This window comes from Burkholderia sp. Ac-20345, assembly GCF_017104825.1.
GTDB lineage: Bacteria > Pseudomonadota > Gammaproteobacteria > Burkholderiales > Burkholderiaceae > Burkholderia > Burkholderia lata_B.
This window is the reverse complement of the sequence record NZ_JAAGPO010000066.1, coordinates 21,786-45,240: the sequence shown is the minus strand read 5'-3', so window position 1 is coordinate 45,240 and position 23,455 is coordinate 21,786. Positions and strand designations below refer to the sequence as shown.

The window sequence follows — 23,455 nt, the reverse complement described above, 5'->3', positions numbered from 1 at the left end:
TCATTCGTCCTTCAGGTATTTCGTGAGCCACAGGCTCTGCAGGATGATGAATACGACCATCGCTCCCGTCGTGCCGAACAGCTTGAAGTTCACCCATTGCGATTCGGTGAAGTTGTGCACCACGTACAGGTTCGCGACGCCGAGCACCGCGAAGAACAGCGCCCAGGCGACGTTCAGCTTGTCCCACACGGGGTGCGGCAGCGTGAGCTGCTTGCCCATCATCTTCTCGATCAGGTTGTTGCCGAACGCATAGCGCGCGGCGAGCAGCCCGATCGCAAACAGCCAGTACAGCACAGTCGGTTTCCATTGAATGAATTTCTCGTCATGCAGGACGAGGGTGGCACCACCGAAAACGACGATCACGCCGAGGCTGACCCACAGCATCGTGTCGACCTTCCGGTGCCGGAAGGCGACCCACGCGACCTGGGCCAGCGTCGCGACGATCGCGACGGCGGTGGCGGTAAAGATGCCCCAGACCTTGAAGGCGACAAAAAACAGGATGATCGGAAACAGATCGAACAGGAATTTCATGGCGCTCGCAGCTGCGTGAAAGGCCGCTTGCGCGGCCTTTCACCGTTGTAGGGACCCGCCAGGCACCGCTGGAGCGGATCGGGCGGCGGCAAGGGCCGCCCCGCGGATCCGCCCGGCGCCGCTCATTCGTTTTCGGGTCGGGACTCGAAGTTTAACGCAGCCGAATTGATGCAGTACCGCAAACCGGTCTGGTCGCGCGGGCCGTCCTCGAACACGTGGCCGAGATGCGCGCCGCAGTGATTGCAGCGGACCTCGACGCGCACCATCCCGTGCGAGTAGTCGACCTTTTCGTCGATCACTTCGCCGTTGAGCGGCTTGAAATAGCTGGGCCAGCCGCAGCCCGAGTGGAACTTGGAGCCGGATTCGAACAGCGGCGTGCTGCAGACGACGCATTTGTAGATGCCGTCGTCCTCGGTGTCGGTGTATTCGCCGGTGAATGCGCGCTCGGTTGCCGCATGCTGCGTGACTTCATACTGCATCGGCGTGAGCCGGCGGCGCAGCTCGGCGTCGTCCTTCTCGTACGGGAAGGTCTTGTCGTCGGAATCGTGGGACATGTGGGGTTCTCCTGATCGGTCGGTCGATACGCGCGGGTTGCGGGCTCAGGACGAGCAGCTCACTTCGAGCGAACCAGCCCAGTCGGGCGGCAACGCCGCGTACGCTTCATGCTCCGGTTGTTCGTCGAACGGCCGGCGCAGGATCTGCGCGAGCCGCTCGACTTCCGAAAAATCCTTTTCCTTCGCGCGCCGGATCGCGACTTCGGCCAGATGGTTGCGCAAGACGTATTTCGGGTTCACGCGATTCATCGCGGCCGCGCGTGCCGCGTCGTCGCGTGTTTCCTCGGACAGCCGCGCGCGGTAGAGGTTCGCCCACGCATCGAACGCGTCGCGGTCGATGAACAGGTCGCGCACCGGTGCATCGCGGCTCGCGTCGTGCTTCGAGATCTGCGCGAGCCGGCGGAACGTCAGCGTGAAATCCGCGTGGCTCGCATGCATCGTCTCGAGCAGCGTGTTGGCGAGTTCGGCATCGTTCTCGCGTTCGAGCTCGAGGCCGAGCTTCGCGCGCATCGCGCGTTCGAGCGCGGGGCCGAAACGTTCCGGGAATTTCGCGAGCACGGCCTGCGCGTCGTCCACCGCGCGCTCGGCGCGCGCATCGTCGTCGGCGATGCCGTGCTGCAGCCCGATCAGCGGCAGCAGCGCCTGCGCGAGGCAGTAGCAGTTCCAGTGCGCGATGCGCGGCTGCATCCGGTATGCATAGCGGCCGCTCGTATCCGAGTGGTTGCAGATGTGGTTCGCGTCGAACGCATCGACGAAGCCGAACGGGCCGTAGTCGATCGTCACGCCGAGGATCGACATGTTGTCGGTGTTCATCACGCCGTGGCAGAAGCCGACGGCCTGCCACTGTGCGACGAGATCGGCCGTGCGTAGCGTCGCGGCTTCGAGCAGCGCGAGGTACGGATCGTCGGCGCGGCGGCAATCCGGATAGAAGCGGTCGATCACGTGATCGGCGAGTTGGCGCAGCAGGTCGGGGCGATCGTTCGAGAAGAAGTGCTCGAAGTGGCCGAAGCGCACGAAGCTCTCCGACACGCGCGTGACGACGGCCGACGTCTCGATCTCCTCGCGCACCACCGGCTGGTCGGAGCCGATCACCGTCAGTGCGCGCGTGGTCGGGATGCCGAGGTGATGCATCGCTTCCGAGCACAGGAATTCGCGGATCGACGAGCGCAGCACCGCGCGGCCGTCACCCATCCGCGAATACGGCGTGCGGCCGCTGCCTTTCAGCTGCAACTCGTAGCGGCGGCCGTCCGTGCCGGTGCGTTCGCCGATCGTCAGCGCGCGGCCGTCGCCGAGCTGGCCGGCCCACACGCCGAACTGGTGGCCGGAATACACCGATGCGTACGGCATCGCGTTCGCGGGCCAGTCGCGCGTCGGGTTGCCGGCGAACAGCTCGGCGAAGCCGGGCTGCGCGGCGATCGACGGCGGCAGGTCGAGCAGTTGCGCGACTTCGCCGGAAAAGCCGACGACGTACGGCGCGGCAAGCGGCGCGGCCGGCAGCCGCGTATGAAACGCGTCGCCGAGCGCGACGAACGCGCCGACGGCGGGCTCGCCGAGCGTGGCGGCGAGGTCGGGGAGGGTGTCAGCCGGATCGGCTGCGCTTCGGGAAAACGACATGTTGAGCGCCTCTGGGTAAGCCGATATTGTAAGGCGGCGCCGCGCCGCCCGCATGGTGGCCCGCGCACCGTGCGCCACGCCCGTCCGGGGCCGCTGACGGGCGCGCCGCAGAGGCACCGATTCGCATCCTCACGGAGAACAAGACGATGGGTAAGCCGTTGCTGGGCCAGATGATGGACATGCCGTTGCTGGTGTCCTCGCTGATTTCTCATGCCGCGCGCCATGCCGGCGACACGGAGATCGTGTCGAAGCGCGTGGAAGGCGATCTGCATCGCTACACGTACCGCGATTGCGAACGCCGCGCGAAGCAGCTGGCGCAGGCGCTCGCGCGGCTCGGTGTCGAAACCGGCGATCGCGTCGGCACGCTCGCGTGGAACGGCTACCGGCATCTGGAAGCGTATTACGGGATCGGCGGCATGGGCGCCGTATGCCACACGATCAACCCGCGCCTGTTCCCCGAGCAGATCGCGTACATCGTCAATCACGCGGAAGACCGCTACGTCTTCTTCGACATCAATTTCGCACCGCTCGTCGATGCCATCGCGCCGCAATGCCCGCACGTGAAGGGCTGGGTTGCGATGACGGACGCCGCGCACTTGCCGTCCGGCACGACGCCGTTCCTCTGCTATGAAACGCTCGTCGAAGCGGAGGACGGCCAATACGACTGGCCGCGCCTCGACGAGCAGCAGGCGTCGGGGCTCTGCTACACGTCGGGCACGACCGGCAACCCGAAAGGCGTGCTGTATTCGCACCGCTCGACCGTGCTGCACGCGTACGGCGCCGCGCTGCCCGATGCGATGAACCTGTCCGCGATGGACGCCGTGCTGCCCGTCGTGCCGATGTTCCACGTCAATGCATGGGGGCTGCCGTACGCGGTGCCGCTCACGGGCGGCAAGCTCGTGCTGCCCGGCAAGGATCTCGACGGGAAATCACTGTACGCGCTGATGGAAGCCGAGCGCGTGACGTTCTCCGCGGGCGTGCCGACCGTGTGGCTCGGCCTGCTCAACTACATGCGCGAAGCCGGCGTGCGCTTCTCGACGCTGAATCGCACGGTGATCGGCGGCTCCGCGTGCCCGCCCGCGATGCTGCGGACCTTCGAGGACGAATACGGCGTGCGCGTGATCCACGCATGGGGGATGACGGAACTGTCGCCGCTCGGCACGCTCGCGAAGCTCAACTGGGCGCAATCGCAGCGGCCGCTCGACGCGCAGCGCAAGCTGCTCGAGAAGCAGGGGCGCGTGATCTGCGGCGTCGACATGCGCATCGTCGGCGAGGACGGCCACGAGCTGCCGTGGGACGGCGTCGCGTTCGGCGAACTGCAGGTGCGCGGCCCGTGGGTGATCGACCACTACTTTCGCGGCGATACGTCGCCGCTGTCGGACGGCTGGTTCCCGACCGGCGACGTCGCGACGATCGACCCCGACGGCTTCCTGCAGATCACCGACCGCAGCAAGGACGTGATCAAGTCGGGCGGCGAGTGGATCAGCTCGATCGACATCGAGAACGTCGCGATCGCGCACCCGGGCGTGGCCGAGGCGGCCTGCATCGCCTGTGCGCACCCGAAATGGACCGAGCGCCCGCTGCTCGTCGTGGTGCCGCGCGAAGGGGCGAACCTGACTCGTGACGCGCTGCTCGCGTTCTACGACGGCAAGGTCGCGAAATGGTGGATTCCCGACGACGTCGTGTTCGTCGAATCGCTGCCGCACACCGCGACCGGCAAGCTGCAGAAGCTGAAGCTGCGCGAGACGTTCCGCGATTACGTGTTGCCGACGGTGGTGTGCGAGCCGTAACGCCGGGCCCGGGCCGGAAGCGGCCCGCCAAGCGGTCGCCCGATCCGTCCCCGGATCGGGAACAAAATTCAAATTGAACGACCGTGCTTTTTCGTTGTATGCTGCCTCAGTTCATTCGGACATGCGGCTGTTCGACCGCGCACAATGAAGCGCAGCCACCCCGGCGCGCGATGCATGGAGGCAGGCAGATGGCAGTGGATTACTCGACTCGCGACGGCGTGGCCGTTCTTACGCTCAACAATCCGCCCGTCAACGGGCTCGGCCTGTCGACCCGTCAGGGCGTCATGGACGCGCTCGATCGCGCCGCGCAGGACCCGTCGGTCACGGCCATCGTGCTGACCGGCGCGGGACGCGCATTCTCGGGCGGCGCCGACATCACCGAATTCAATACGCCGAAGGCGCTGCAGGAGCCGACGCTGCACACCGTGATTCGCGCGGTGGAGGCGAGCGCGAAGCCCGTGGTCGCGGCGCTGCACAGCGTCGTGATGGGCGGCGGCCTCGAGCTCGCGCTCGGCGCGCACTACCGTGTCGCGGCACCCGGCGCGCAGGTCGCGCTGCCCGAAGTGAAGCTCGGCCTGCTGCCGGGCGCGGGCGGCACGCAGCGCCTGCCGCGCGCGGTGGGGCTCGAAACCGCGCTGAACATGATCGTGTCGGGCGCGCCCGTGCCGTCCGAGCAGCTCGCGAAGAGCGGGTTGTTCGACGAAATGGCCGACGGCGACCTGCTCGATGCGGCCGTCGCGTTCGCGCGCAAGGCCGGTGAGCAGAACGGGCCGCATCCGCGCGTGCGCGATCGCAAGATCGATCATGCGAACGCAGCGGGCTTCATCCAGTTCGCGCGCAATTCGGCCCGGGCCGCCGCACCGAATTTCCCCGCGCCGCATAAATGCATCGACGCGGTCGAGGCCGGCGTGCTGCACGGCTTCGACAAGGGCAGCGTTGCCGAGCGCGAGGGTTTCGTCGCGCTGATGATGACGCCGGAAAGCCGCGCGCTGCGGCATGCGTTCTTCGGCGAGCGCGCGGCGAGCAAGATTCCCGACGTGCCGGCCGATACGCCGCTGCGCGAGATCCGCCGTGTCGGCGTGATCGGCGCGGGCACGATGGGCGGCGGGATCGCGATGAACTTCGTCAACGCTGGCCTGCCGGTCACGCTGCTCGAGACGAAGCAGGACGCGCTGGAGCGCGGCGTGGCGACGATCCGCAAGAACTACGACGCGCAGGTGAAGAAGGGCAAGCTCACGCAGGAGAAGCTCGATGCGCGCATGGCGCTGATCACGCCGACGCTGTCCTACGACGACCTGAAGGACGCCGACCTGATCGTCGAGGCCGTGTTCGAGGAACTCGGCGTGAAGGAGCAGGTGTTCACGAAGCTTGACGAAGTCGCGAAGGCAGGCGCGATCCTCGCGTCGAACACGTCGACGCTCGACGTCGACAAGATCGCGGCGTTCACGAAGCGCCCGCAGGACGTCGTCGGCATGCACTTCTTCAGCCCGGCGAACGTGATGAAGCTGCTCGAGGTCGTGCGCGGCGCGCAGACCGCGAAGGACGTGCTCGCCACCGTGATGGCCGTCGCGAAGAAGATCCGCAAGACGGCCGTCGTGTCGGGCGTGTGCGACGGCTTCATCGGCAACCGGATGATCGAGCAGTACATCCGTCAGGCGCTGTTCATGCTCGAGGAAGGCGCGCTGCCCGCGCAGGTCGACCGCGCGATCGAGAAGTTCGGTTTCGCGATGGGCCCGTTCCGGATGAGCGACCTCGCCGGCAACGACATCGGCTGGGCGATCCGCAAGCGCCGCTACGTCGAGCAGCCTGGCCTGCAATACTCGAAGATCGCCGACCGCCTGTGCGAGCAGGGCCGCTTCGGCCAGAAGACGGGCGCCGGCTGGTACGACTACGTGCCGGGCGAGCGCAAGGCAAAGCCGTCGTCGCTCGTCGACGAGCTGGTCGTCGCGTATTCGAAGGAGCGCGGCGTCGAGCGGCGCAAGATCGGCGACGACGAGATCGTCGAGCGGCTCGTATTCGCGCTCGTCAACGAAGGCGCGAAGATCCTGGAAGAGAAGATCGCGTCGAAGGCGTCCGACATCGACATGGTCTACCTGACCGGCTATGGCTTCCCGCTCTGGCGCGGCGGCCCGATGCTGTACGCGGACGTGGTCGGCCTCTACAACGTCGAGCGCGCGATTCGCCGCTACGCGGCCGCGCCGAACGGCGACGCATGGCAGCTCGCGCCGTCGATCGCGGAGCTCGCGAAGGCCGGCCGCGGGTTCAACGGCTGACGCGCCGGATCGCGGCGCGACGCATACCCGGAGAAACGCAATGAAATGCACCGACGACGTACTGCTCGTGATCGACGTGCAATACGACTTCATGCCGGGCGGCGCGCTCGCGGTGCCCGACGGCGATGCCGTCGTGCCGGTGATCAACGCGCTGGCGCAACGCTTCGACCAGGTCGTGCTGACGCAGGACTGGCACCCGCGCGAACACGTGTCGTTCGCGGCGAACCATCCGGGCCGCGAACCGTTCTCCACGCTCGCGCTGCCGTACGGCGAGCAGGTGCTGTGGCCCGTGCACTGCGTGCAGGACACCGACGGCGCGGCGCTGCATCGCGATCTCGACATCCCGCATGCGCGGCTCGTGATCCGCAAGGGCGGCGACGCGCAGGTCGACAGCTATTCCGCGTTCGTCGAAGCCGACCGCACGACGCGCACCGGTCTCGCGGGCTATCTGCGCGAGCTGGGCGCGAAGCGCGTGTGGTGCTGCGGGCTCGCGACCGACTATTGCGTCGCGTGGTCGGCGCTCGATGCGCGCGCGGCCGGGTTCGAAGCCGCGGTGATCAACGATGCGTGCCGCGCGATCGACCTGAACGGGTCGCTCGCCCACGCATGGCAGCAGATGCAGGCAGCGGGCGTCGCGCATGTGACGTCCGCGGGCGCGCGCCCGGCGGCGTAGCGCCTTCCCCCATCCGATTCAGGACATGAAGCAGGACCGAAGGAGACTCGCATGACCGAAGCCGTAATCGTATCGACCGCCCGTACGCCGCTGGCGAAATCCTGGCGCGGTGCTTTCAACATGACGCATGGCGCGACGCTTGGCGGCCACGTGGTCGCGGCCGCGCTCGAGCGCGCGAAGCTCGACCCCGCACGCGTCGAGGATGTGATCATGGGCTGCGCGAACCCCGAAGGCGCGACCGGCGCGAACATCGCGCGGCAGATCGCACTGCGCGCGGGGTTGCCCGTGACGGTGCCGGGGATGACGGTGAACCGATTCTGCTCGTCGGGGCTGCAGACCATCGCGCTGGCCGCGCAGCGGATCATCGCGGGCGAAGGCGAAGTGTATGTCGCGGGCGGCGTGGAATCGATCTCGTGCGTGCAGAACGAGATGAACCACCACATGATCCAGGAAGGCTGGCTCGTCCAGCACAAGCCCGAGATCTACTGGAACATGCTGCAGACGGCCGAGAACGTCGCGAAGCGCTACGGCATCTCGAAGGAGCGGCAGGACGAGTACGGCGTGCAGTCGCAACTGCGGGCCGCGGCCGCGCAGGAAGCCGGGCGCTTTCGCGACGAGATCGTGCCGATCACCGTGCTCGCCGGCATCGCCGACAAGGCGACGGGCCGCCTGTTCACGAAGGAAGTGACGGTGTCGGCCGACGAAGGGATCCGCCCCGACACGACGCTCGAAGGCGTGTCGAAGATCCGGTCGGCCGTGCTGGGCGGCGTGATCACCGCCGGCAACGCGAGCCAGTTCTCGGACGGCGCGTCGGCCTGCGTCGTGATGAGCGCCGACGCCGCGCAGCGTGAAGGGCTGCAGCCGCTCGGTGTCTTCCGCGGTTTCGCGGTGGCTGGTTGCGAGCCGGACGAGATGGGCATTGGCCCCGTGTTCGCGGTGCCGAAGCTGCTGAAGCAGGCCGGGCTGAAGGTCGACGATATCGGCCTCTGGGAGCTGAACGAAGCGTTCGCGGTGCAGGTGCTGTACTGCCGCGATACACTCGGGATTCCTGAGGATCGCCTGAACGTGAACGGCGGCGCGATTGCGGTCGGCCATCCGTACGGTGTGTCGGGTGCGCGTCTGACGGGCCATGCGCTGATCGAAGGCAAGCGGCGCGGCGTGAAGTACGTGGTCGTCACGATGTGCATCGGCGGCGGGCAGGGCGCGGCCGGCCTGTTCGAAATCCTCTGATCTTTGGCGGTATGCGGCCGCGGTTTCGCTTCGGCGAGGCCGGCGGCCGCGACACGAATCGGCGCGACTGAACCACCATTCGAAACAATCGGGAAGCAAAATGCGTGCGCCGCGCAATGCCGTTTCCCCTTACTTGTCAAACGAATTGCCCCACCTATACTTGCTCTGACATTTGCCTTTCGGCACGATGGGCCGGATCGTGCGTCGAGTGATCCGTGCCGCGAAGGTTCGAACCAACGCAGCAGACCGACCGGGGACCGAATGAGTACGACCTATGCAGCCGGGGAACCGCCGCGCGTCGTCAGCGCGGCCGCGAAGCTCTACGCGAAATGCCTGCTGATCGGATTCGCGTTGCTGCCTGCCTATCTGATCGCCTATCTGTGGTTCTTCAGCGACCCGCACGCCGTATTCGAGAGCCACGCGTTCCATGAAATCGCGATCGCGGCCGCGACCCTCGAGGGCGCATTCGTCACCTACGTGACGTGGGTGTGCTACCGGTCGTCCGGCGAGCCGTTGTTGCGCTGGCTGACACTTGGCTTTCTCGGTTTCGCGATGATCTATGCGCTGCACGGTGCCTTCACCGGGATGGCGCATCACAATATCTGGCTGTTCCTGCTGTACGGGCCCGCGTCGCGCCTCGTGATGTCGATCCTGCTGCTCACGGGCCTGATGTCGTATTCGCGTCCGCCCGACCGGATCGAGAAGCGCACGAGTGTGCGCACGTGGCTGCCGTGGGTCGTGTTCTTCATGATCGTCAACGTGGTCGTGGCGTACATCGCGTATTCGCCGATCGCGGGCGCGCTGGGCACGCGGCTGTCGATGGAAGGCGGCGCGCTCGTGTTCTCGCTGCTGAACGTCGGCGTGCTGCTCGCGCGGCGGATCCGCTCGCCGCTGATGGTGATCTACGGCGTGTCGATCATGGCGTTCGCGCTGTCGTCGCTCGCGTTCATTCTCGGCAAGCCGTGGAATCACATGTGGTGGCTCGCGCACGCGATTTTCGCGGGCGGCTTCTTCCTGCTCAGCTACGGTGTCGTGCAGGCGCTGCAGACGACGCGCTCGTTCTCGGCGATCTACAGCCAGGAAGACCTGATGAGCCGGCTGTCGGAATCGATGGCGCGCACCGAAAGCGCGCTGCAGGAACTGCGGCGCACGAACCAGAAGCTCGAGTACATGGCCGCGACCGATCCGATGACGGGCGCGTCGAACCGCCGGCAGTTCATCGCGCAGGTCGAGCGCGAGATGGTGCGGGCCGAACGCGACGGCACGCCGTTCTGCCTGCTCGCGCTCGATCTCGACAATTTCAAGAACATCAACGATGCGTACGGGCACCAGATCGGCGACGAGGTGCTGCGCGGCGTCGTGCGCCAGTGCCTCGACGCGATCCGGCCGGCCGGCGGGCTCGCGCGGGTCGGCGGCGAGGAGTTCATGGCGCTGCTGCCGGACATGCCGCTCGAAGGCGCGCGGATGACGGCCGAGCGCGTGCGTTCGTCGATCGCGAGTTCGCCGTTCGGGCTCGATTTCAAGCGCGTGCAGGTGACGGTCAGCGTCGGCGTTGCCCAATACGGGGCCGACGGAAGCACGGTCGATGCGTTGCTGCGCGTGGTCGACGAACGCTTGTACCAGGCAAAGCGGGAAGGGCGGAACCGGGTCGTGGCGCGGTGACGCGGGTTGGCACGGCCCGCGGGCGCCGGTGACCGGACGCGGGACATTCGGCAACTCGGGCGTACAGAGGCTGTGTCGAGCGCCTAGATCCTTAACGAAGCCCCGGAGGCGGTAACGTCCCCGCGGCTTTGCATGCCTGGTCAGCACGCGCCTGGCGATGCGTTACCGCGACGCCAGGGCCGCCGCGCTCTTCTTCGGCTGAGCATCCTGCATCCGCTGCGACGCCTGCCACCAGTACTTGCCCGCGCGCTGCTGCGGATCGCGGATCGCGAGATACGTCGTACTCCAGAGCTGCGCCGCGTTCGCCTCGGTGGCGTCCGCGCTGCGCGTGCCGAATGCATCGGTCTGGTACTGGCCGTTCACGTACGACCACGTCCACATCTCCGACGTGCGCATGTCGCGCCCGTTCGAGATCACCTGCCAGATCGTCTGCCGCGCCTGCGTGAGCAGCGTGCGTGTCGCGGCCGACAGGTCCTGGCGCGCGAGCTGGCGATCGAGCCCGGCCACCCACATCGCCTGCTGCCACGACCAGATCACCGTGCCGTGATACGCGGAGCTCGTGAACTTCGGCCATAGCGCCTGGTTCGCATACGCCGGGTTCGCGATCAGCATCCCGGCATCGGTCACGAGCCCGGTCGGGAACGGCCGCGTGACGTCGGTGACGATGCGCTGAAGCTCATCGTCCGGGGGCGTGCCGAACAGCAGCGCGAAGCCGCCGTCCGAATTCATCACTGGAATCGGGTTACCCTGCTGATCGAGCGACAGCGCGTAGAACGCCAGCGGCGTGCCCGGTGCGGTGCCGGCCGGCACGCCCGCGGACGGCGCATAGGCCGACACGTCGGTGGCTGCCTGCGCGGCCGGCACGCTGACCTGGAACAGCGGCGGCGCCTGCGTTTCCCACGTGGCCGCCTGGTTCGCCGTATTGGCGAGCGTCGCGCGCTGTCCGGCATCCAGGTACGGATCGAGCAGGCCGCGCGTAAGGAACGCGTTCGCCGCGCGCAACGCGGCCGGTACGAGCACCGCGTTCACGTCGTACGGGTACACGCCGCCGCCGAGCCCGTCGGTGCTGTCGCGCCAGTTGCCGACGATCTCGCCGGGCCGCAGGTGGATCAGGTTCGCGACCGACGGCTGCTGCGCGAACGGCTGCGCAGTCGTCGCGACGTGCAGCAGGTTGACGACCAGGCGGCTGCCGTTGGTCTGCCCGTCGCTGCCGCGCTGCGCGAGATACGCGGCCGCGCGGGCCTGGCCGCGCGTATCGTCGATCAGCCACGCGGCCGCGATCGGCGCGAGCAGGTAGTCGCTGTCGATCATCTTGTAGTCGTAAGTCGGCGTCGGATCGTTCGGCCGGCCGTTTTTCTGGTTGTCGACGAGGGCGAATTCGCCGATGCCTTCCTCGTGCGCGACCTTGCCGTCGGTCGACAGCCGGCTCAGCACCGACGACAGGCCGGCCTCGACCGCGGCGGGTTCGAGTACGGGCATCAGCATGCGCACCGAGATCAGCGTGTCGCGGCCAAAGTAGGTGTCGTACTGCCACGAGCCGGCCAGCAGCTTGTCGTGGAAGCTCAGGAACTCGAGCACGTTCTGGCTCACGGGGTCGGGGTTCACCGATGGCGCGAGCAGGTCGGCGCGCGTGATCGGCGACAACGGCGTCTCGCCCGACAGCGCATCGACATGCAGCCGCAGCGTGTGCGAGCCCGCCGGTGCGCTCAGGACGAGCTTGCCGCCCGCTGCCGGCGCGATGCTACCGCCGTCGCGCAGCGTGATGCGCAGTGAATAGCCGGGCGCGCCGTCGATCCGGTCGCGTTGCCATTGCGCGGCGCTGCCCTGAACCGTCGGCGCGGCAAGGATCTGCGGCGGAATCGTAGCGCCGCCGTTGAAGTCGCGCAGGAAGCGCACGTTGCTGAGCACGCCCTGGCGGATCGTCAGCGTGTTGGTGTCCACCGACACGTCGGCGCCGATGCCGTACAGCGGGCGGCCGTGCGCGTCGGGCGCCGACAGCGCGGACGGCGGCGTGTCGAGGCTCCAGTTCACCGGCTGCGCGGTGTCGTCGAACCAGAGCCCCGTGCCGCTGTTGCCGGCGGGGAAGACCACGAGCAGGCGCGGCTTCGTCGACGAGCGCGCCAGCAGGTGCGCGGCGACCTTGTCCTGCCGGTAGAACGCGTTGATCTGGCCGCCGGTGTCCATCCGGAACGACAGCGCGGCGGCGTTCGACGGCGCGCTGCCCGATTTGACGTCGTCGTCGTTGCAGGCCGCGAGCAGGGCGGCGCAGATGAATCCGAGACACAGCGACTTCGCGAGGCGATGCATGTTGATGTCTCTCCTGATGACTGGTGTTTTTTATGAGAATTATCGAATGAGCGGGTGCTCGGTCTCCTTCATCCGGTATTGCGGTATTCTTGGAAATTATTGAATTAATCCGGGCGTGATTCTGGGGAGAATCGAATGGGAGATAACCGGTTGGCGGTTAATTCCGGAATTGAAAACAAAGGGAGACACTGCGCCGGATTGGGGTGAAAGACTTCTCTGCTGGCGTCCCGGTGCAGTGCCGGCGTTGGTGCGTGTGTGGCGTGAAAGGCGAAACGTAAGCTGTCGTAGGGGATTCTAAAGTTCGGATAAAGTCGAAGTCAATAATGATTTTTTGATTTTCGAATAACGTTCTGATGTGAAGTCGCAATTATTGCTTGCTGGATCGGTAAAATATGCGAATTCATGAGGAAATGGGGCGCCGATTATTGGTCTTGGTGAAAATAGATTGGTAATCGATGTCCGTGTTGGCGATTGATTCCGAACCGGGATTGAATCGTGACGGTTCGCCTACTGCCGTGTCTCGGGCGGTGCAAGCAGAAGGCGCGGAGTGCGGTGGATTCGGCAATACGGAACGGTGAGCAACCGGCGTTCCTGCGACGGGCCGGCGGGTGATCCCCGGAACCGGACTCCATGCGATCGCGCCAACGGTGTCGGCAAGTTTGGTAGGCTGGGGGCCCGCTACCGTTTACCGAATTGACGCGGTCGGTCATTGATGCGATTCGATATCCGTTTTTCGCGGGACTGACGATTTTGCGACAGAGCGACTCTTCATCGATGGTCGATGATGGTTGACGTCGCCTTCACTCCGGAGAATGCGCCGTGCTGCACGTGCCCGACGATTCAGTGGTCGTATTGGTTGATTTTCAGACGCGGCTGATACCGGTGATTCACGAAGGGGCATCCGTCGTCGCGCAGGCTGTCCGACTTGCCCGTATTGCGCAGATCGTCGGGGTGCCCGTGATGGGTACCGAGCAGAGCCCCGTCCAACTGGGCCGGAACGTACCGGAGATCAAGGATCTGTGCTCGAACACCGTCGTCAAGGATCATTTCGACGCGTGCGCGGAGGGCCTGGTCGATGCGTTGCCGGCCGGGCGCAATAGCGTGATCGTCGCCGGTTGCGAGGCGCACGTGTGCGTGCTGCAAACGGCGTTCGGGCTGTTGCGCAGCGGCCGTAAAGTCACGGTGGTCAGCGATGCCGTGGGGTCGCGCAAGACGATCGACCGGGACACGGGGATCGCTCGGCTCGGGGCGGCGGGGGCACAAATCGCGACGGTCGAGATGATCGGGTTCGAATGGCTGGGTTCCAGCCGGCATCCGCGTTTTCGCGATGTGCTGCGCCTGATCAAGTGAGTTGCGGCACTTGTGCGCTGACGGAAACCGCGTTCATGGAGCCGGATGCGTGAATCTCGGGATGCAGGCCATTGGAGCCGGCAGGTTCGGTAGGCTGGCTGCCGGCGGTCGCGGGTGGGATTCTCGCGTCGGCGGGCGACACGGAGAAGAATCGGGCATCGTGCGCGAGCGCCAGGTCGCGACCTTCCGACAGGGCGACGACAGTCCTCGTTGAACTGTCGTGCCGGCTCGAAACCTCGCCGTTTCGCGGCCGCCGACGGCGTTCAGGCTGCTGCCGCCTGAAGAGCCGAGTCGTGCTGTTCGCCACCCAGGATATCGATGAGACTCGTCAACATCCGCTCCAATTCACCGGTCATCAGCGTGACATCCGAGTCGAAGCGTTCAGCGTCGTTCTGCGCGGTCGGATCCGCCGCTTCCTTGATCACGTCGAGCGGCGTAACGCGCTTGATCGTCAGCGACGGCGTCAGTACGAAGGAGATCCGGTTGTCCCAGGTCATCGCAAGGCGCATGCATTGTTTGCCGGCCTCGATGTGCCGGCGCATGTCGTTCGCTTCCAGCGCGTGGCCGACGTATCGCACCGTGGCGCCGCCTTCACCGCTCGAGCGCAACTCGGCGTCCTGGTCCACGGTGAATCCGCCCGGCGCCTCGCCGGACAACAGCCAATCCGTCATCGCGGCGACCGGCGAACGCACCACTTGAACACCGGCGAGCGGCAACTGATCGATCGATTTGACGAGCAGGCCGCGAACATCGTCGGCAAGCGCCTGTGAAGCCGCATCGATGACGAGCCAGCCGTTCGCCGTATCGATCCACACGCGGGTATCGCGGCGAATGGTGAACGCGCGCGGGAGCAGTTCGTCGGTAACCTGATCCTTGAGTTCGCGCATTTGTTTTCGCCCGACCTTGAAGCCCTGCTGCTCCTCAACTTCAAGCGCGCGGGCCTTGGTCACCTGATTGACGACCGACGCCGGGAGCAGCTTCTTTTCGGCACGAAACGTCAGCAACATCTGCCGGTTGATCGAATACACAAGTGCGCCGTCGTCACGCGGCGATGCCCATCCGAGGCTCTGCATCTCGACGCTGTTGCCCGGCTGAAACGCGTGGGGCGCCAGCCATTTTTCCATCTGATCGGGGGTAACGGACCAAGGTGCCGGAAGACGATGAAGCTGAAGGTTCTTGAACCACATAGGAGTACGGGCAAAGCGCACCATTCTATATGACGGTGATGCTTCCGGTGCAGATTCGGTCGCTCGATGTGACGGTCCAGATCGTTGACGGTTGTAGCGCTGGGTGGGTGGGCATCGCTCACTAAATACGCTACGGAAGGGGAGCCACGTTCTTCGCACCGGCACATCAAAGCAAGCACATCGTGGGCGGTAACAGAGCGCATGGGCGGCTTCCTAGGTACGGGCATGCGTCGGCTTCGAGCATTCGAAGATTCTCGCCGATGTACCGCTCAGCCCACGTCTTCCGCCTCTTCTCCAGCCACTCGTTGCTGACTGCTCGAAAAGTTGCTTTGTCTTCGTTTATGGATGCCATTGCCGTAAGTGAGATCAGCTCGGCGCTGCCGGCAAAAACGGACGATGGCTACAACGTGCTGGTCGGATCGACGGTATCTCGGTCGTTACCAGATTCTCGCGCCGAGCCGGCAGGTGTTGAAGCACACTCCCCCGGAAGCTTTCACCGCTATCCAACGTGCGGCTCGGTTCTACTATCTGCAGAAAAGTTGCTTTGGCGGAAAGCTGGAGGGGGCAGACGTTCGGAGCGCGAACGGAGCATCCGCCCGGCCTAAATCTGCTGCGGCTTGAGGAGGAGCGATCGGCCGCGCACTTGCGTCTCGCGAATGCATATATCGAGCGTCGGGACTGGGCCGCGTGCATCGACCGGTATGATCGACCGCACACGCTGTTCTACCTCGATCCTCCATATTACGAAACTGAAGGCTACGGAGTGCCGTTTCCGTTCGCAGAGTACGAGAAGATGGCGCTGCGCCTGCGGATGATCAAAGGGCGCGTGATCGTGAGCCTCAATGACCATCCCGACATTCGGCGCGTATTCGACGGGTTCCACATCGAGACCGTTCCGATTCAGTACACCGTGGGTGGAGGCGGACGGGCAGCCGAGCGGCACGAGTTGATAATTTTTAGTTGGGACGATGCGGCGCGGCCAGCTGGCCTCTTCTAAGGCTCACCATGCTGCAGCGCGGGCCGGTCAATCTCTCGCATTTGTGACAGAACGAGTTCCTTTTACGGGGTCTGGTTACAAAGTCGCAACCAAGCCGAAGAGTCGAAAGTGGCGCGGGCCGGCTGCGCGCATCCGCGCATTCGTCGTATCCGTGCGGCCCCTCTTCGCTGTGAAGATCGTCGAACTCGTTGGATCAGGGTGCCCCCTTGTATCAACACTGAAACATTTCGTTCGCTTGCGCGACTCTTCTTTCTTATATCGGCCTCGCGCCCCCTGCGTGCAGACAAAGAGCAAAGGTGGCATGCCACTTGCAATGGGAATTGCACACGGGGAGTGATGTCGGGCAGGAAGTCAAAGATAATTTTTGAGCGCGATAAATTTCCTGGCGATAAATAATCGAAAACGCTTGTGGTTAGGTGCGGTGAGAAGACTTCTTGCGATTGTTCATTGCTTTAGCGTTTGCTATTGAGAGAACCATCCTACCCCTCATCGGGTGATGAGGTAGTGATGTCTTGTGATTCTCCATGCGCCCTGATCGTGATCGCGTTGTTTGAAAAGAACATGGAAATCGTTATGAGCACACATGCAACTTTCACGTTTGGTTTGCAGTGCGGAGGAAGCGTTGTACTCTATATTCCTCATAATGGTTATCCGTTTGACGCGGCCGTGTACCTGCTCGCCGCTCACCTGTCAAACGCTGGCGCACCGCTTGTAGACAGGTTTCATCGAGTGAACAAGGTGACTGAGCTAACCTCGCTCGAAGCGCCCAAGAATCTGTCCTATCACTATGTCATCGATCTCGCTGGCTATCTATTCGCATATCAACGTGATTCGCGTACGGGCGAGTGGATGAGGTTCTTCTCGGGACACTACGCGGAATTCATCAATGAGCATGCACCCTTCGCGGCGCTTGGTGACGGCACGCTTAAGCTAATCAGGACTTCAAGCGCCGGAGATGATCGTGAATGGGTCACCCGCGGGCAGTTGATTGCGCGCCATGCCGCCGCAGTAGCAGCCTTGTCGTCGCACTGTGAACGATTCCCTGAGCAGGCCGACGCTATTGCCGGCTATCAGGACGATGTCGATTCCCTGGCCATTGCGCTCCATCAATACAATAGTAACAACATTGATTAGGCGTCACTGTCAGTGCCGGGATGTCGGGCGATGAAATTGCACGACATATTCTCGATGTAGTTGTCACGTCCATTGAGGAACTGGTGCGCCTGCAGTCGTCCGGCCCTGAACGACGTTATCAATCAGGATATCGGAATCAACGCAAGCACTTGCGGCCTTGGCCTCACACACCTTCTGCACGGTGCCGTCGATTGTTGCTTGCAACTCCAGATGCCCGAAATGGATGGCGTTGAAGTTGCGCGAAGGCAGCGCGTACGTCGTAGCGTACGAAGGTGTGTGAGATTCAGTCTACTCGGTCGTCGCGTCAAGGCGCGAAGGCCCGCTACGGTGCGGGCCTTCTATCAACAATTGCCTTTCTTGGCTTGTCCGGGCGGGCAGAAGCCATTCCCTGGACCCCCTTGCGGCGCGATGACGACCGGCGGGCCGGGAACGTATGCGACGCACCCGCCAAGTGCGCCGACCAGGCTCGCCGCGGCGAGCAATGTGATAACCCCTTTCTTCACTTCGTTCTCCCGTTGTTGGAAGGAAAGGGCCGTTCGGCCCTTTCGATAAAGCTGTCAACTCGTCAGAAACTGAAGTTGACGTTCGACTGGCTGGTCGTTGCGTTGACGTTTGCCGATTGTGTCGCCCCCGAGGCTGCGTCCGCTTCGATCGTATATTGTCCTGCGGCGGCGGGCACGGCGGCCAGCGCGACCGGCAGCGAACCCGAGTACGTGCCGACGATCGGCGCAGCCGTGGGCACGGACAGCGAATAGGCACCGGTGTCGCTGTTTGCGTTGATCGACGTGATCTCGTAGGCGTTCGCATCGATCGTCTGCAGTGCGCGCACGAATGCATTGGCGCTTGCCGTCGCCGTACCGCTGACGGTGCTCATTGCCGACGCCGGCAGCGTGATCGGCGCGGTGGACGCGGAAACCGCCGTCGTCGTGTTCACGACAACCGGAACCGAGCGAACGATGCCGGACGCGAAGCTGCTTTTCACGATGACGACATCGTAGTTGCCCTGCGTCGAACTCTGGATCAGCGGCGACAGCACGAACTTCCCGGAACTGTCGGCCACGGTGCCTCGGACGACCTTGCCGCCTTGTTCGGCGTAGACGGTCGCACCGGCTTCCGTCGATGCGACGTAGCCCGAGATCGCGCCGCTCACGACGGTCGGGACGGCGGTGACGACGGGTTTCAGCGCATACGAGCCGTTGCCGCGCTGGACGATCGACTTGCATGCGTTGAAGTCGAGCACGAGGTCGACGAGCGTGTTGGGCTGGACCGTGAACGGCTGGATGATCTTGTAGCCGCTTTGCGTCGCGCTCGGCGTTGCGAGCGCCTGTTCCGTGCCGCCGGTCGGGACGATCGAGTTGGCGAGATTGTTGCCCTGATTCTGCGCGAGGACCAGACGAACTTGCTGATACTGGCCGGCGGGCAGGGCAGTCTGGCCGAGATCGGCGAGCACGCCGTTGGTCAGCGACAGCAGGTCGATCTTCTGCGGAGTCGCCAGGGAAATCGTCGACCAGCCGGCGTCGTTGTCGGCGGCATTCGCATTCGCGTTGACGCGTACCTGCGAGACGGTCACGAATACGTGGTCGAACCCGCACGACGGCGCATCGGTCATCGCGACGTGCAGTGTGCCGGTTTGCGGGCTGCTGCCGCCACCGTCACCGCCGCCGCATCCAACCAGCGCGAAGGGCACCAATGCGGCACAAAGCGCACTCTTGATCATGTTGTTCATATGTCACCCCCCTTATGGGCCTTATTGTGGGTGACCGGAGCGTAGCGCTACTTCATCCTACTATTTGGATATCTTTGAAACAAACGGTAACTTTTTGTTTGATCGGTAAAATTTCACCGAGATTGGCGTGCCTTCGAATGTATCCGGACAGATGGTGAGCGCGATTGCTTAGCCGGAGTGAGCGATGTGAGCGTCTAGGATCGATGGAGCGAAGCTAATACCGCGTACCCGCGCCTACCATCAGTATTCGTACAGTCCGGCCAATCGCGTAAGGGTGCCGTGAGGCTTTGACGTGAGGGTGAGCAGCAGAGCGGTCAATCTAGATGGCCAATGTCAATAAGGTATTGAGTTTTTTCATGAAGTGACGGCCTGCGAAGCCGTTTGGGCCGGCCCAACTCCGGCTCGCGTCGACGGATACCGCTGCATCATGGGGGCTGCTATGTGCTTTGCCACTCAATGATGGAGTTGACGCTCGAAAGCACGAAAGCTTTCTGGGAGCGCGTATTGATTGTGTTAGCTGTCGACGCTGACAGTTGTCATTGGTCGCACACAGGTTGCTCTTTGCTGTTCAGGTTCCGATCGGCTCCGCGCCGAGTTTTCAAATGCACCTGCCCGATTTAGTATGTGGAAAACGCGCCCCTTGGGTGCGGCTCATTTTGCGGTGAGGAGACCATGCATCGTCGGACGGCCGTCCCCTACGTCATCGTGGCGGTCGGCATTGTGATCGCCTGCGCGTTGATGGGCCTGTGCGTGCTGCAGCTATTTCAGAGCCGCCACGACGCACTGGAGCGTGCCAGTGAGACCTCGCGCAATCTCGGCCTGATGGCTGAGCGTGATATCGAGCGCAACTTCGAACTCTACGATCTATCCTTGCAGGCGCTGATCCATGGTCTGCAACGGCCCGACGTGATGTCTGCCGCACCCGCACTGCGGCGCGGCGTGCTGTTCGATCATGCAATGAGCGCCCCCTTTATCGGTTCGCAGCTGGTACTCGACGCGAATGGTGACATCGTTTTGGATTCGGCCAGCGACGTGCCCCGCAAAGGCAATTTCGCCGATCGCAAGTACTTCACCGTGCATCGCGACAACCCCACTGTGGGGCTCTACGTTAGCGATCCGTTTGCGTCGCGCTTGCGCGGCGGCACGCTTAGCATTGCGCTGTCGCGGCGCATCTCGAACCCAGACGGGTCGTTTGCCGGCATTGCATTGATTGCCATCAACCTCGAGTACTTCCACCACCTGTTTGCCGATATGTCGCTGGGTGCGCACGGTTCGATGTCGCTTATCGGCAAGGACGGCATCATGGTGATGCGTCAGCCATACAACGTCAGTATCGTCGGCCGTGACATCAGCCAAGCAGCGACCTTTCGACGATTTCGGAGCGCGCCAGAGGGGGTGTTCTCGGAAACGGCGTCGATTGACGGCGTGCGCCGGCTCTACTACTTCAAGAATCTGCCCAAGCTGCCACTAATCATCATGGTGGCAGAAGCGGAGCAGGACATCTATGCTGCGTGGCAGCACCGCGCGGTGACGATCGGTGCACTCGTGGCGACTTTCGGCGCTGCGTTCATCGCACTATCCGTCATGCTCAGCGCGCAACTGCGCCGCCGGATGCGGGCCGAGTCCGAGCTGGTGCTGCTGGCACGCACCGATGGACTCACTGGTCTGAATAATCGCCGCAGTTTCGGGGAGGTCTTGGATCGGGAGTGGCGTCGCGCCAGGCGGGCGCGTTCCGTATTCTCGCTACTGTTCGTCGACGTCGACCGCTTCAAGGCTTACAACGACACCTACGGGCATCAGGCCGGGGACGACGCGCTGGCTGCAGTTGCCCGCTGCATCGGAGAAAACATCCGCCGGCCGGTTGATACTGCGGCTCGCTACGGCGGGGAGGAGTTTGTCGTGCTGCTTCCCGATACGCCGCAAATCGGCGCTGTGGAGATTGCCGAGCGGATTCGCGCGGCAATCGACGACCTAGCACTCGAACACGCCGGCAGCGAGTACGGACACGTCACTGCGAGTATTGGGCTCGCCAGCTGGACACCGGAGCAGGATAACGACGCCGGGGCTGTGATCAAGGCAGCCGACGAGGCGCTGTACTATGCGAAGGCAACCGGCCGGAACAAGGTTTCCGCCTTCCAGTACTCGGATTGATGGAATTGCATCGTTTGCTGTTCCAGTAGAACGAATGCTCACTGCGAGCGGGCATTTTTCGCGTGCTACAGATTTGCTACAGCAAAGGCCAGAAGCAATGCTGGATAAGCTATACGCTTCTCGTTCCATCCCCTGAACTACGGGACGGAATACCCTGGCCGAGATCTCCTGCGCCGTCCCTTTTCGGCCAACTACGGTCGTATCCGGTTGCGCCCGATATCGGCCGTTGACCGGTACTTGTCGAGTGGCCGCGGTCGTCACGCGAACACGCTTGCATGCGCGCCGGGCACTCGGGCCGGCACGATTGCGCCTGTCTTTCCTTGCTTGCATCCTATATTTGTCGTTGTGGGTTGCCTTGCGAGAGGAGAATGGCCGTGAATCACATCCATATCGTCCCCACCGTTTCGCGACTGGTGCTTCTGGGACTTGCGCTTCAATCGGGCGTCGCGTTGAGCCAACAGTCACTGGACCAGCAACTGGCCGGCGCATGGGCGTATGTCTCGGTCGATACGGTCCACCCGGATGGTAGCCGTACACCGATGTATGGACCCAACCCCCACGGCCTGGTGATCTTTGACGGCCATGGTCACTACGCGCTGGTGAATTCGCGCGGCGACTTGCCCAAGTACGTATCCAACGATCGAATGAACGGCAGTGCGGAGGAGTATCGTGCCGTGGTGCAAGGGTCGATCGCCCACTTTGGGACATACGTCGTAAACGAAGCGGACAAAACCATCACCTTTCGCATCGATACGAGCACGTTCCCAAACTGGAACGGGGTCGAGCAGCGTAGGCCGTTTGTCCTCTCGGGAGATGAGCTCAGGTGGACGACGCCTGCAGCCTCCGGAGGCGGATCGGGAGAGGTCGTGCTAAGGAGAGCAAAATGACTTGGATCGCCGGCCGAGTCGTTGTCGTCGTGCCCCAGGATGACCCAACCCAAAGCGAACGGCCCCGCCTCGGCGAACTGTATCGACATCGGCAAGCACATCGTGGGCGGTAACAGAGCGCATGGGGCGGTTCCCGATGTACGGATCGAGCACGCGGGCATCGTCGCGTGCAGCGCGCGCGTCTTGAAGGCTGACGGTGGGATACTCGCCGATCGCGAAGAGATTCTCCTTCCCGGCAATTCTGTACTTGTATCGCCAGAGCCTGGAGCCGGACGGATTCACCAACAGATACAGTCCATTGCCGTCGGTAAGTTTGGTAGGCTTGTTGCCTGCCTTCGCTTGTCGGATCTTGATGTCGGTACGTGGCACTGTGAAAAAGGGGGTATCGACTTTGGATGTTCGAGATGATCCCCCTTTTTATACCCCCTTTTTTCTCGGCTCGACGCGATTTACGGAGAACTCGAGCGAACGGTGAAAGGGTGTAGGATGCCCGACTGGCAAGGGTTTGAGGCAAGCTGACGAACCAACACGAACAGGAGCAACCGAAGTGATCCGTCATATCGTCATGTGGAAGTTGAAAGAATCGGCCGAAGGCGCGACGCGCGCACAGAACGCGCTGAAGCTGAAGGAAAAGCTCGAAGGCTGCCGTGACCTCGTGCCGGGCACGCTGCAGATCGACGTCGGCGTGGCGACGCCCGGCCTCGATGCGACCGCCGACATCGTGCTCGTGTCCGACTTCGCGGACAAGGCTGCGCTCGATGCGTACCAGGTGCACCCGGTTCACCAGGAAGTGAAGAAATTCGTCGTTGCAGTCGCCGAATCGCGCGAGTGCGTCGACTACATCGTCGACAACGCACGATGAGCGACGCGGCAACCCCGACGGACGGTCCGTCGATCGAAAGCCCGTTCGTCGACCTGCTCGGCGTGCAGCTCGTGTCCGCGAAGGACGGTGCGAGCGAGCTCGTGCTGCCGCTCGAGGAGCGGCACATGAACACGTGGAGCATCGCGCACGGCGGCGTGACGATGACGCTCGCGGATATCGCGCTCGCGATGGCCGCACGCAGCCTGACCGACGACGGCGTCGGCGTCGTGACTGTCGAGATGAAGGTGAACTTCATGCAGCCGGGTCGCGGCGAGTTGCGCGCTTACGGGCGCGTGATGCATCGCTCGACGACGATGGCTTACTGCGAAGGCGAGGTGCGTGACAGCGACGGCAATTTCGTCGCGAAGGCACTCGGCACGTTCAAGTACATGCGGCGGCTCGCGGTGGGCCGCGACATCAAGCGGCAACGCTCGCGCACCGCGCCGGACGCCCAGCCCGGCCCGAGCGACGCGTAAGCGCCCGGACGCACGGCCCTGCCTCTTCACGGGCAGGGCCGTTTTGTTTTG

General features: G+C 63.8%; 18 protein-coding genes and 1 pseudogene. 12 read left to right on the top strand and 7 right to left on the bottom strand.

Annotation, left to right across the window (positions count from 1 at the left end; genetic code table 11):
• The 3 genes from G3O06_RS23500 to G3O06_RS23490 form a co-directional block, all read right to left on the bottom strand.
• Complete coding sequence (locus tag G3O06_RS23500; protein ID WP_043188089.1) at window positions 1-531, bottom strand: septation protein A; 531 nt, start codon at window positions 529-531, stop codon at window positions 1-3.
• A 122-nt stretch (window positions 532-653) separates the two neighbouring features.
• The gene (msrB, locus tag G3O06_RS23495; RefSeq protein WP_011352349.1) at window positions 654-1,085 is read right to left on the bottom strand and encodes a peptide-methionine (R)-S-oxide reductase MsrB; all 432 of its coding nucleotides are present in this window, start codon (window positions 1,083-1,085) and stop codon (window positions 654-656) included.
• Between the two features lie 45 nt (window positions 1,086-1,130).
• Window positions 1,131-2,699: a protein adenylyltransferase SelO gene (locus G3O06_RS23490; RefSeq protein ID WP_205817651.1), complete on the bottom strand. Its 1,569-nt coding sequence runs from the start codon at window positions 2,697-2,699 to the stop codon at window positions 1,131-1,133.
• Window positions 2,700-2,845: 146 nt separating this feature from the next.
• Between G3O06_RS23490 and G3O06_RS23485 the strand changes: the two genes are divergently transcribed.
• From G3O06_RS23485 to G3O06_RS23465, 5 genes are all read left to right on the top strand, one after another.
• On the top strand, window positions 2,846-4,489 hold the full coding sequence (locus G3O06_RS23485; protein ID WP_174997948.1) for a 3-(methylthio)propionyl-CoA ligase: 1,644 nt from the start codon (window positions 2,846-2,848) through the stop codon (window positions 4,487-4,489).
• 188 nt (window positions 4,490-4,677) lie between these two features.
• A complete protein-coding gene (locus G3O06_RS23480) occupies window positions 4,678-6,762 on the top strand; it encodes a 3-hydroxyacyl-CoA dehydrogenase NAD-binding domain-containing protein (protein ID WP_205817650.1) in 2,085 nt (694 codons plus the stop codon).
• A gap of 40 nt (window positions 6,763-6,802) precedes the next feature.
• Window positions 6,803-7,435: a bifunctional nicotinamidase/pyrazinamidase gene (pncA, locus tag G3O06_RS23475; RefSeq protein ID WP_205817649.1), complete on the top strand. Its 633-nt coding sequence runs from the start codon at window positions 6,803-6,805 to the stop codon at window positions 7,433-7,435.
• 51 nt (window positions 7,436-7,486) lie between these two features.
• Window positions 7,487-8,665 carry an acetyl-CoA C-acyltransferase gene (locus G3O06_RS23470; protein ID WP_205817648.1) on the top strand — a complete coding sequence of 393 codons (1,179 nt, stop codon included), beginning with the start codon at window positions 7,487-7,489 and terminating at the stop codon, window positions 8,663-8,665.
• 261 nt (window positions 8,666-8,926) lie between these two features.
• A complete protein-coding gene (locus G3O06_RS23465; protein ID WP_205817647.1) occupies window positions 8,927-10,327 on the top strand; it encodes a GGDEF domain-containing protein in 1,401 nt (466 codons plus the stop codon).
• Window positions 10,328-10,489: 162 nt separating this feature from the next.
• Here the strand turns inward: G3O06_RS23465 and G3O06_RS23460 are convergent, their stop codons facing one another.
• Window positions 10,490-12,634, bottom strand: a complete 2,145-nt coding sequence (locus tag G3O06_RS23460; protein ID WP_174914698.1) for a hypothetical protein — start codon at window positions 12,632-12,634, stop codon at window positions 10,490-10,492.
• A gap of 819 nt (window positions 12,635-13,453) precedes the next feature.
• On the opposite strand from G3O06_RS23460, the gene G3O06_RS23455 reads away from it, so the two are divergent.
• Complete coding sequence (locus tag G3O06_RS23455; RefSeq protein WP_205817646.1) at window positions 13,454-13,984, top strand: isochorismatase family protein; 531 nt, start codon at window positions 13,454-13,456, stop codon at window positions 13,982-13,984.
• Window positions 13,985-14,247: 263 nt separating this feature from the next.
• Here G3O06_RS23455 and G3O06_RS23450 read toward each other — a convergent pair whose 3' ends face one another.
• Window positions 14,248-15,171, bottom strand: a complete 924-nt coding sequence (locus G3O06_RS23450; protein WP_205817645.1) for a recombination-associated protein RdgC — start codon at window positions 15,169-15,171, stop codon at window positions 14,248-14,250.
• 426 nt (window positions 15,172-15,597) lie between these two features.
• Here G3O06_RS23450 and G3O06_RS23445 point away from each other — a divergent pair.
• A pseudogene (locus G3O06_RS23445) lies at window positions 15,598-16,168 on the top strand (DNA adenine methylase); the annotation flags it as partial.
• 507 nt (window positions 16,169-16,675) lie between these two features.
• Window positions 16,676-17,302 carry a hypothetical protein gene (locus G3O06_RS23440; protein WP_241020206.1) on the top strand — a complete coding sequence of 209 codons (627 nt, stop codon included), beginning with the start codon at window positions 16,676-16,678 and terminating at the stop codon, window positions 17,300-17,302.
• A gap of 565 nt (window positions 17,303-17,867) precedes the next feature.
• On the opposite strand, the gene G3O06_RS23435 is transcribed toward G3O06_RS23440, so the two are convergent.
• Window positions 17,868-19,028, bottom strand: a complete 1,161-nt coding sequence (locus G3O06_RS23435; protein ID WP_205817644.1) for a DUF4382 domain-containing protein — start codon at window positions 19,026-19,028, stop codon at window positions 17,868-17,870.
• Window positions 19,029-19,700: 672 nt separating this feature from the next.
• Here G3O06_RS23435 and G3O06_RS23430 point away from each other — a divergent pair.
• Both G3O06_RS23430 and G3O06_RS23425 read left to right on the top strand, forming a co-directional pair.
• Complete coding sequence (locus tag G3O06_RS23430) at window positions 19,701-21,179, top strand: sensor domain-containing diguanylate cyclase (protein ID WP_205817643.1); 1,479 nt, start codon at window positions 19,701-19,703, stop codon at window positions 21,177-21,179.
• Window positions 21,180-21,553: 374 nt separating this feature from the next.
• The gene (locus G3O06_RS23425) at window positions 21,554-22,066 is read left to right on the top strand and encodes a lipocalin-like domain-containing protein (RefSeq protein ID WP_254609071.1); all 513 of its coding nucleotides are present in this window, start codon (window positions 21,554-21,556) and stop codon (window positions 22,064-22,066) included.
• Here the strand turns inward: G3O06_RS23425 and G3O06_RS23420 are convergent.
• Window positions 22,049-22,435, bottom strand: coding sequence for an Arm DNA-binding domain-containing protein (locus G3O06_RS23420; RefSeq protein WP_346779549.1), 387 nt, complete (start codon window positions 22,433-22,435; stop codon window positions 22,049-22,051). The genes G3O06_RS23425 and G3O06_RS23420 overlap by 18 nt on opposite strands.
• A 178-nt stretch (window positions 22,436-22,613) precedes the next feature.
• Between G3O06_RS23420 and G3O06_RS23415 the strand changes: the two genes are divergently transcribed.
• Together G3O06_RS23415 and G3O06_RS23410 are read left to right on the top strand one after the other, a co-directional pair.
• A complete protein-coding gene (locus G3O06_RS23415) occupies window positions 22,614-22,928 on the top strand; it encodes a Dabb family protein (RefSeq protein ID WP_006483902.1) in 315 nt (104 codons plus the stop codon).
• Window positions 22,925-23,404 carry a PaaI family thioesterase gene (locus G3O06_RS23410; RefSeq protein WP_011352338.1) on the top strand — a complete coding sequence of 160 codons (480 nt, stop codon included), beginning with the start codon at window positions 22,925-22,927 and terminating at the stop codon, window positions 23,402-23,404. The genes G3O06_RS23415 and G3O06_RS23410 overlap by 4 nt, the downstream gene beginning before the upstream one ends.
• Window positions 23,405-23,455 lie beyond the last annotated feature (51 nt).

What these genes read in the sequence shown, in the direction of transcription:
- G3O06_RS23500 (WP_043188089.1), bottom strand. Translation starts at nt 531, where the DNA reads ATGAAATTCCTGTTCGATCTGTTTCCGATCATCCTGTTTTTTGTCGCC.
- msrB (WP_011352349.1), bottom strand. Translation starts at nt 1,085, where the DNA reads ATGTCCCACGATTCCGACGACAAGACCTTCCCGTACGAGAAGGACGAC.
- G3O06_RS23490 (WP_205817651.1), bottom strand. Translation starts at nt 2,699, where the DNA reads ATGTCGTTTTCCCGAAGCGCAGCCGATCCGGCTGACACCCTCCCCGAC.
- G3O06_RS23485 (WP_174997948.1), top strand. Translation starts at nt 2,846, where the DNA reads ATGGGTAAGCCGTTGCTGGGCCAGATGATGGACATGCCGTTGCTGGTG.
- G3O06_RS23480 (WP_205817650.1), top strand. Translation starts at nt 4,678, where the DNA reads ATGGCAGTGGATTACTCGACTCGCGACGGCGTGGCCGTTCTTACGCTC.
- pncA (WP_205817649.1), top strand. Translation starts at nt 6,803, where the DNA reads ATGAAATGCACCGACGACGTACTGCTCGTGATCGACGTGCAATACGAC.
- G3O06_RS23470 (WP_205817648.1), top strand. Translation starts at nt 7,487, where the DNA reads ATGACCGAAGCCGTAATCGTATCGACCGCCCGTACGCCGCTGGCGAAA.
- G3O06_RS23465 (WP_205817647.1), top strand. Translation starts at nt 8,927, where the DNA reads ATGAGTACGACCTATGCAGCCGGGGAACCGCCGCGCGTCGTCAGCGCG.
- G3O06_RS23460 (WP_174914698.1), bottom strand. Translation starts at nt 12,634, where the DNA reads ATGCATCGCCTCGCGAAGTCGCTGTGTCTCGGATTCATCTGCGCCGCC.
- G3O06_RS23450 (WP_205817645.1), bottom strand. Translation starts at nt 15,171, where the DNA reads ATGTGGTTCAAGAACCTTCAGCTTCATCGTCTTCCGGCACCTTGGTCC.
- G3O06_RS23440 (WP_241020206.1), top strand. Translation starts at nt 16,676, where the DNA reads ATGTCTTGTGATTCTCCATGCGCCCTGATCGTGATCGCGTTGTTTGAA.
- G3O06_RS23435 (WP_205817644.1), bottom strand. Translation starts at nt 19,028, where the DNA reads ATGAACAACATGATCAAGAGTGCGCTTTGTGCCGCATTGGTGCCCTTC.
- G3O06_RS23430 (WP_205817643.1), top strand. Translation starts at nt 19,701, where the DNA reads ATGCATCGTCGGACGGCCGTCCCCTACGTCATCGTGGCGGTCGGCATT.
- G3O06_RS23410 (WP_011352338.1), top strand. Translation starts at nt 22,925, where the DNA reads ATGAGCGACGCGGCAACCCCGACGGACGGTCCGTCGATCGAAAGCCCG.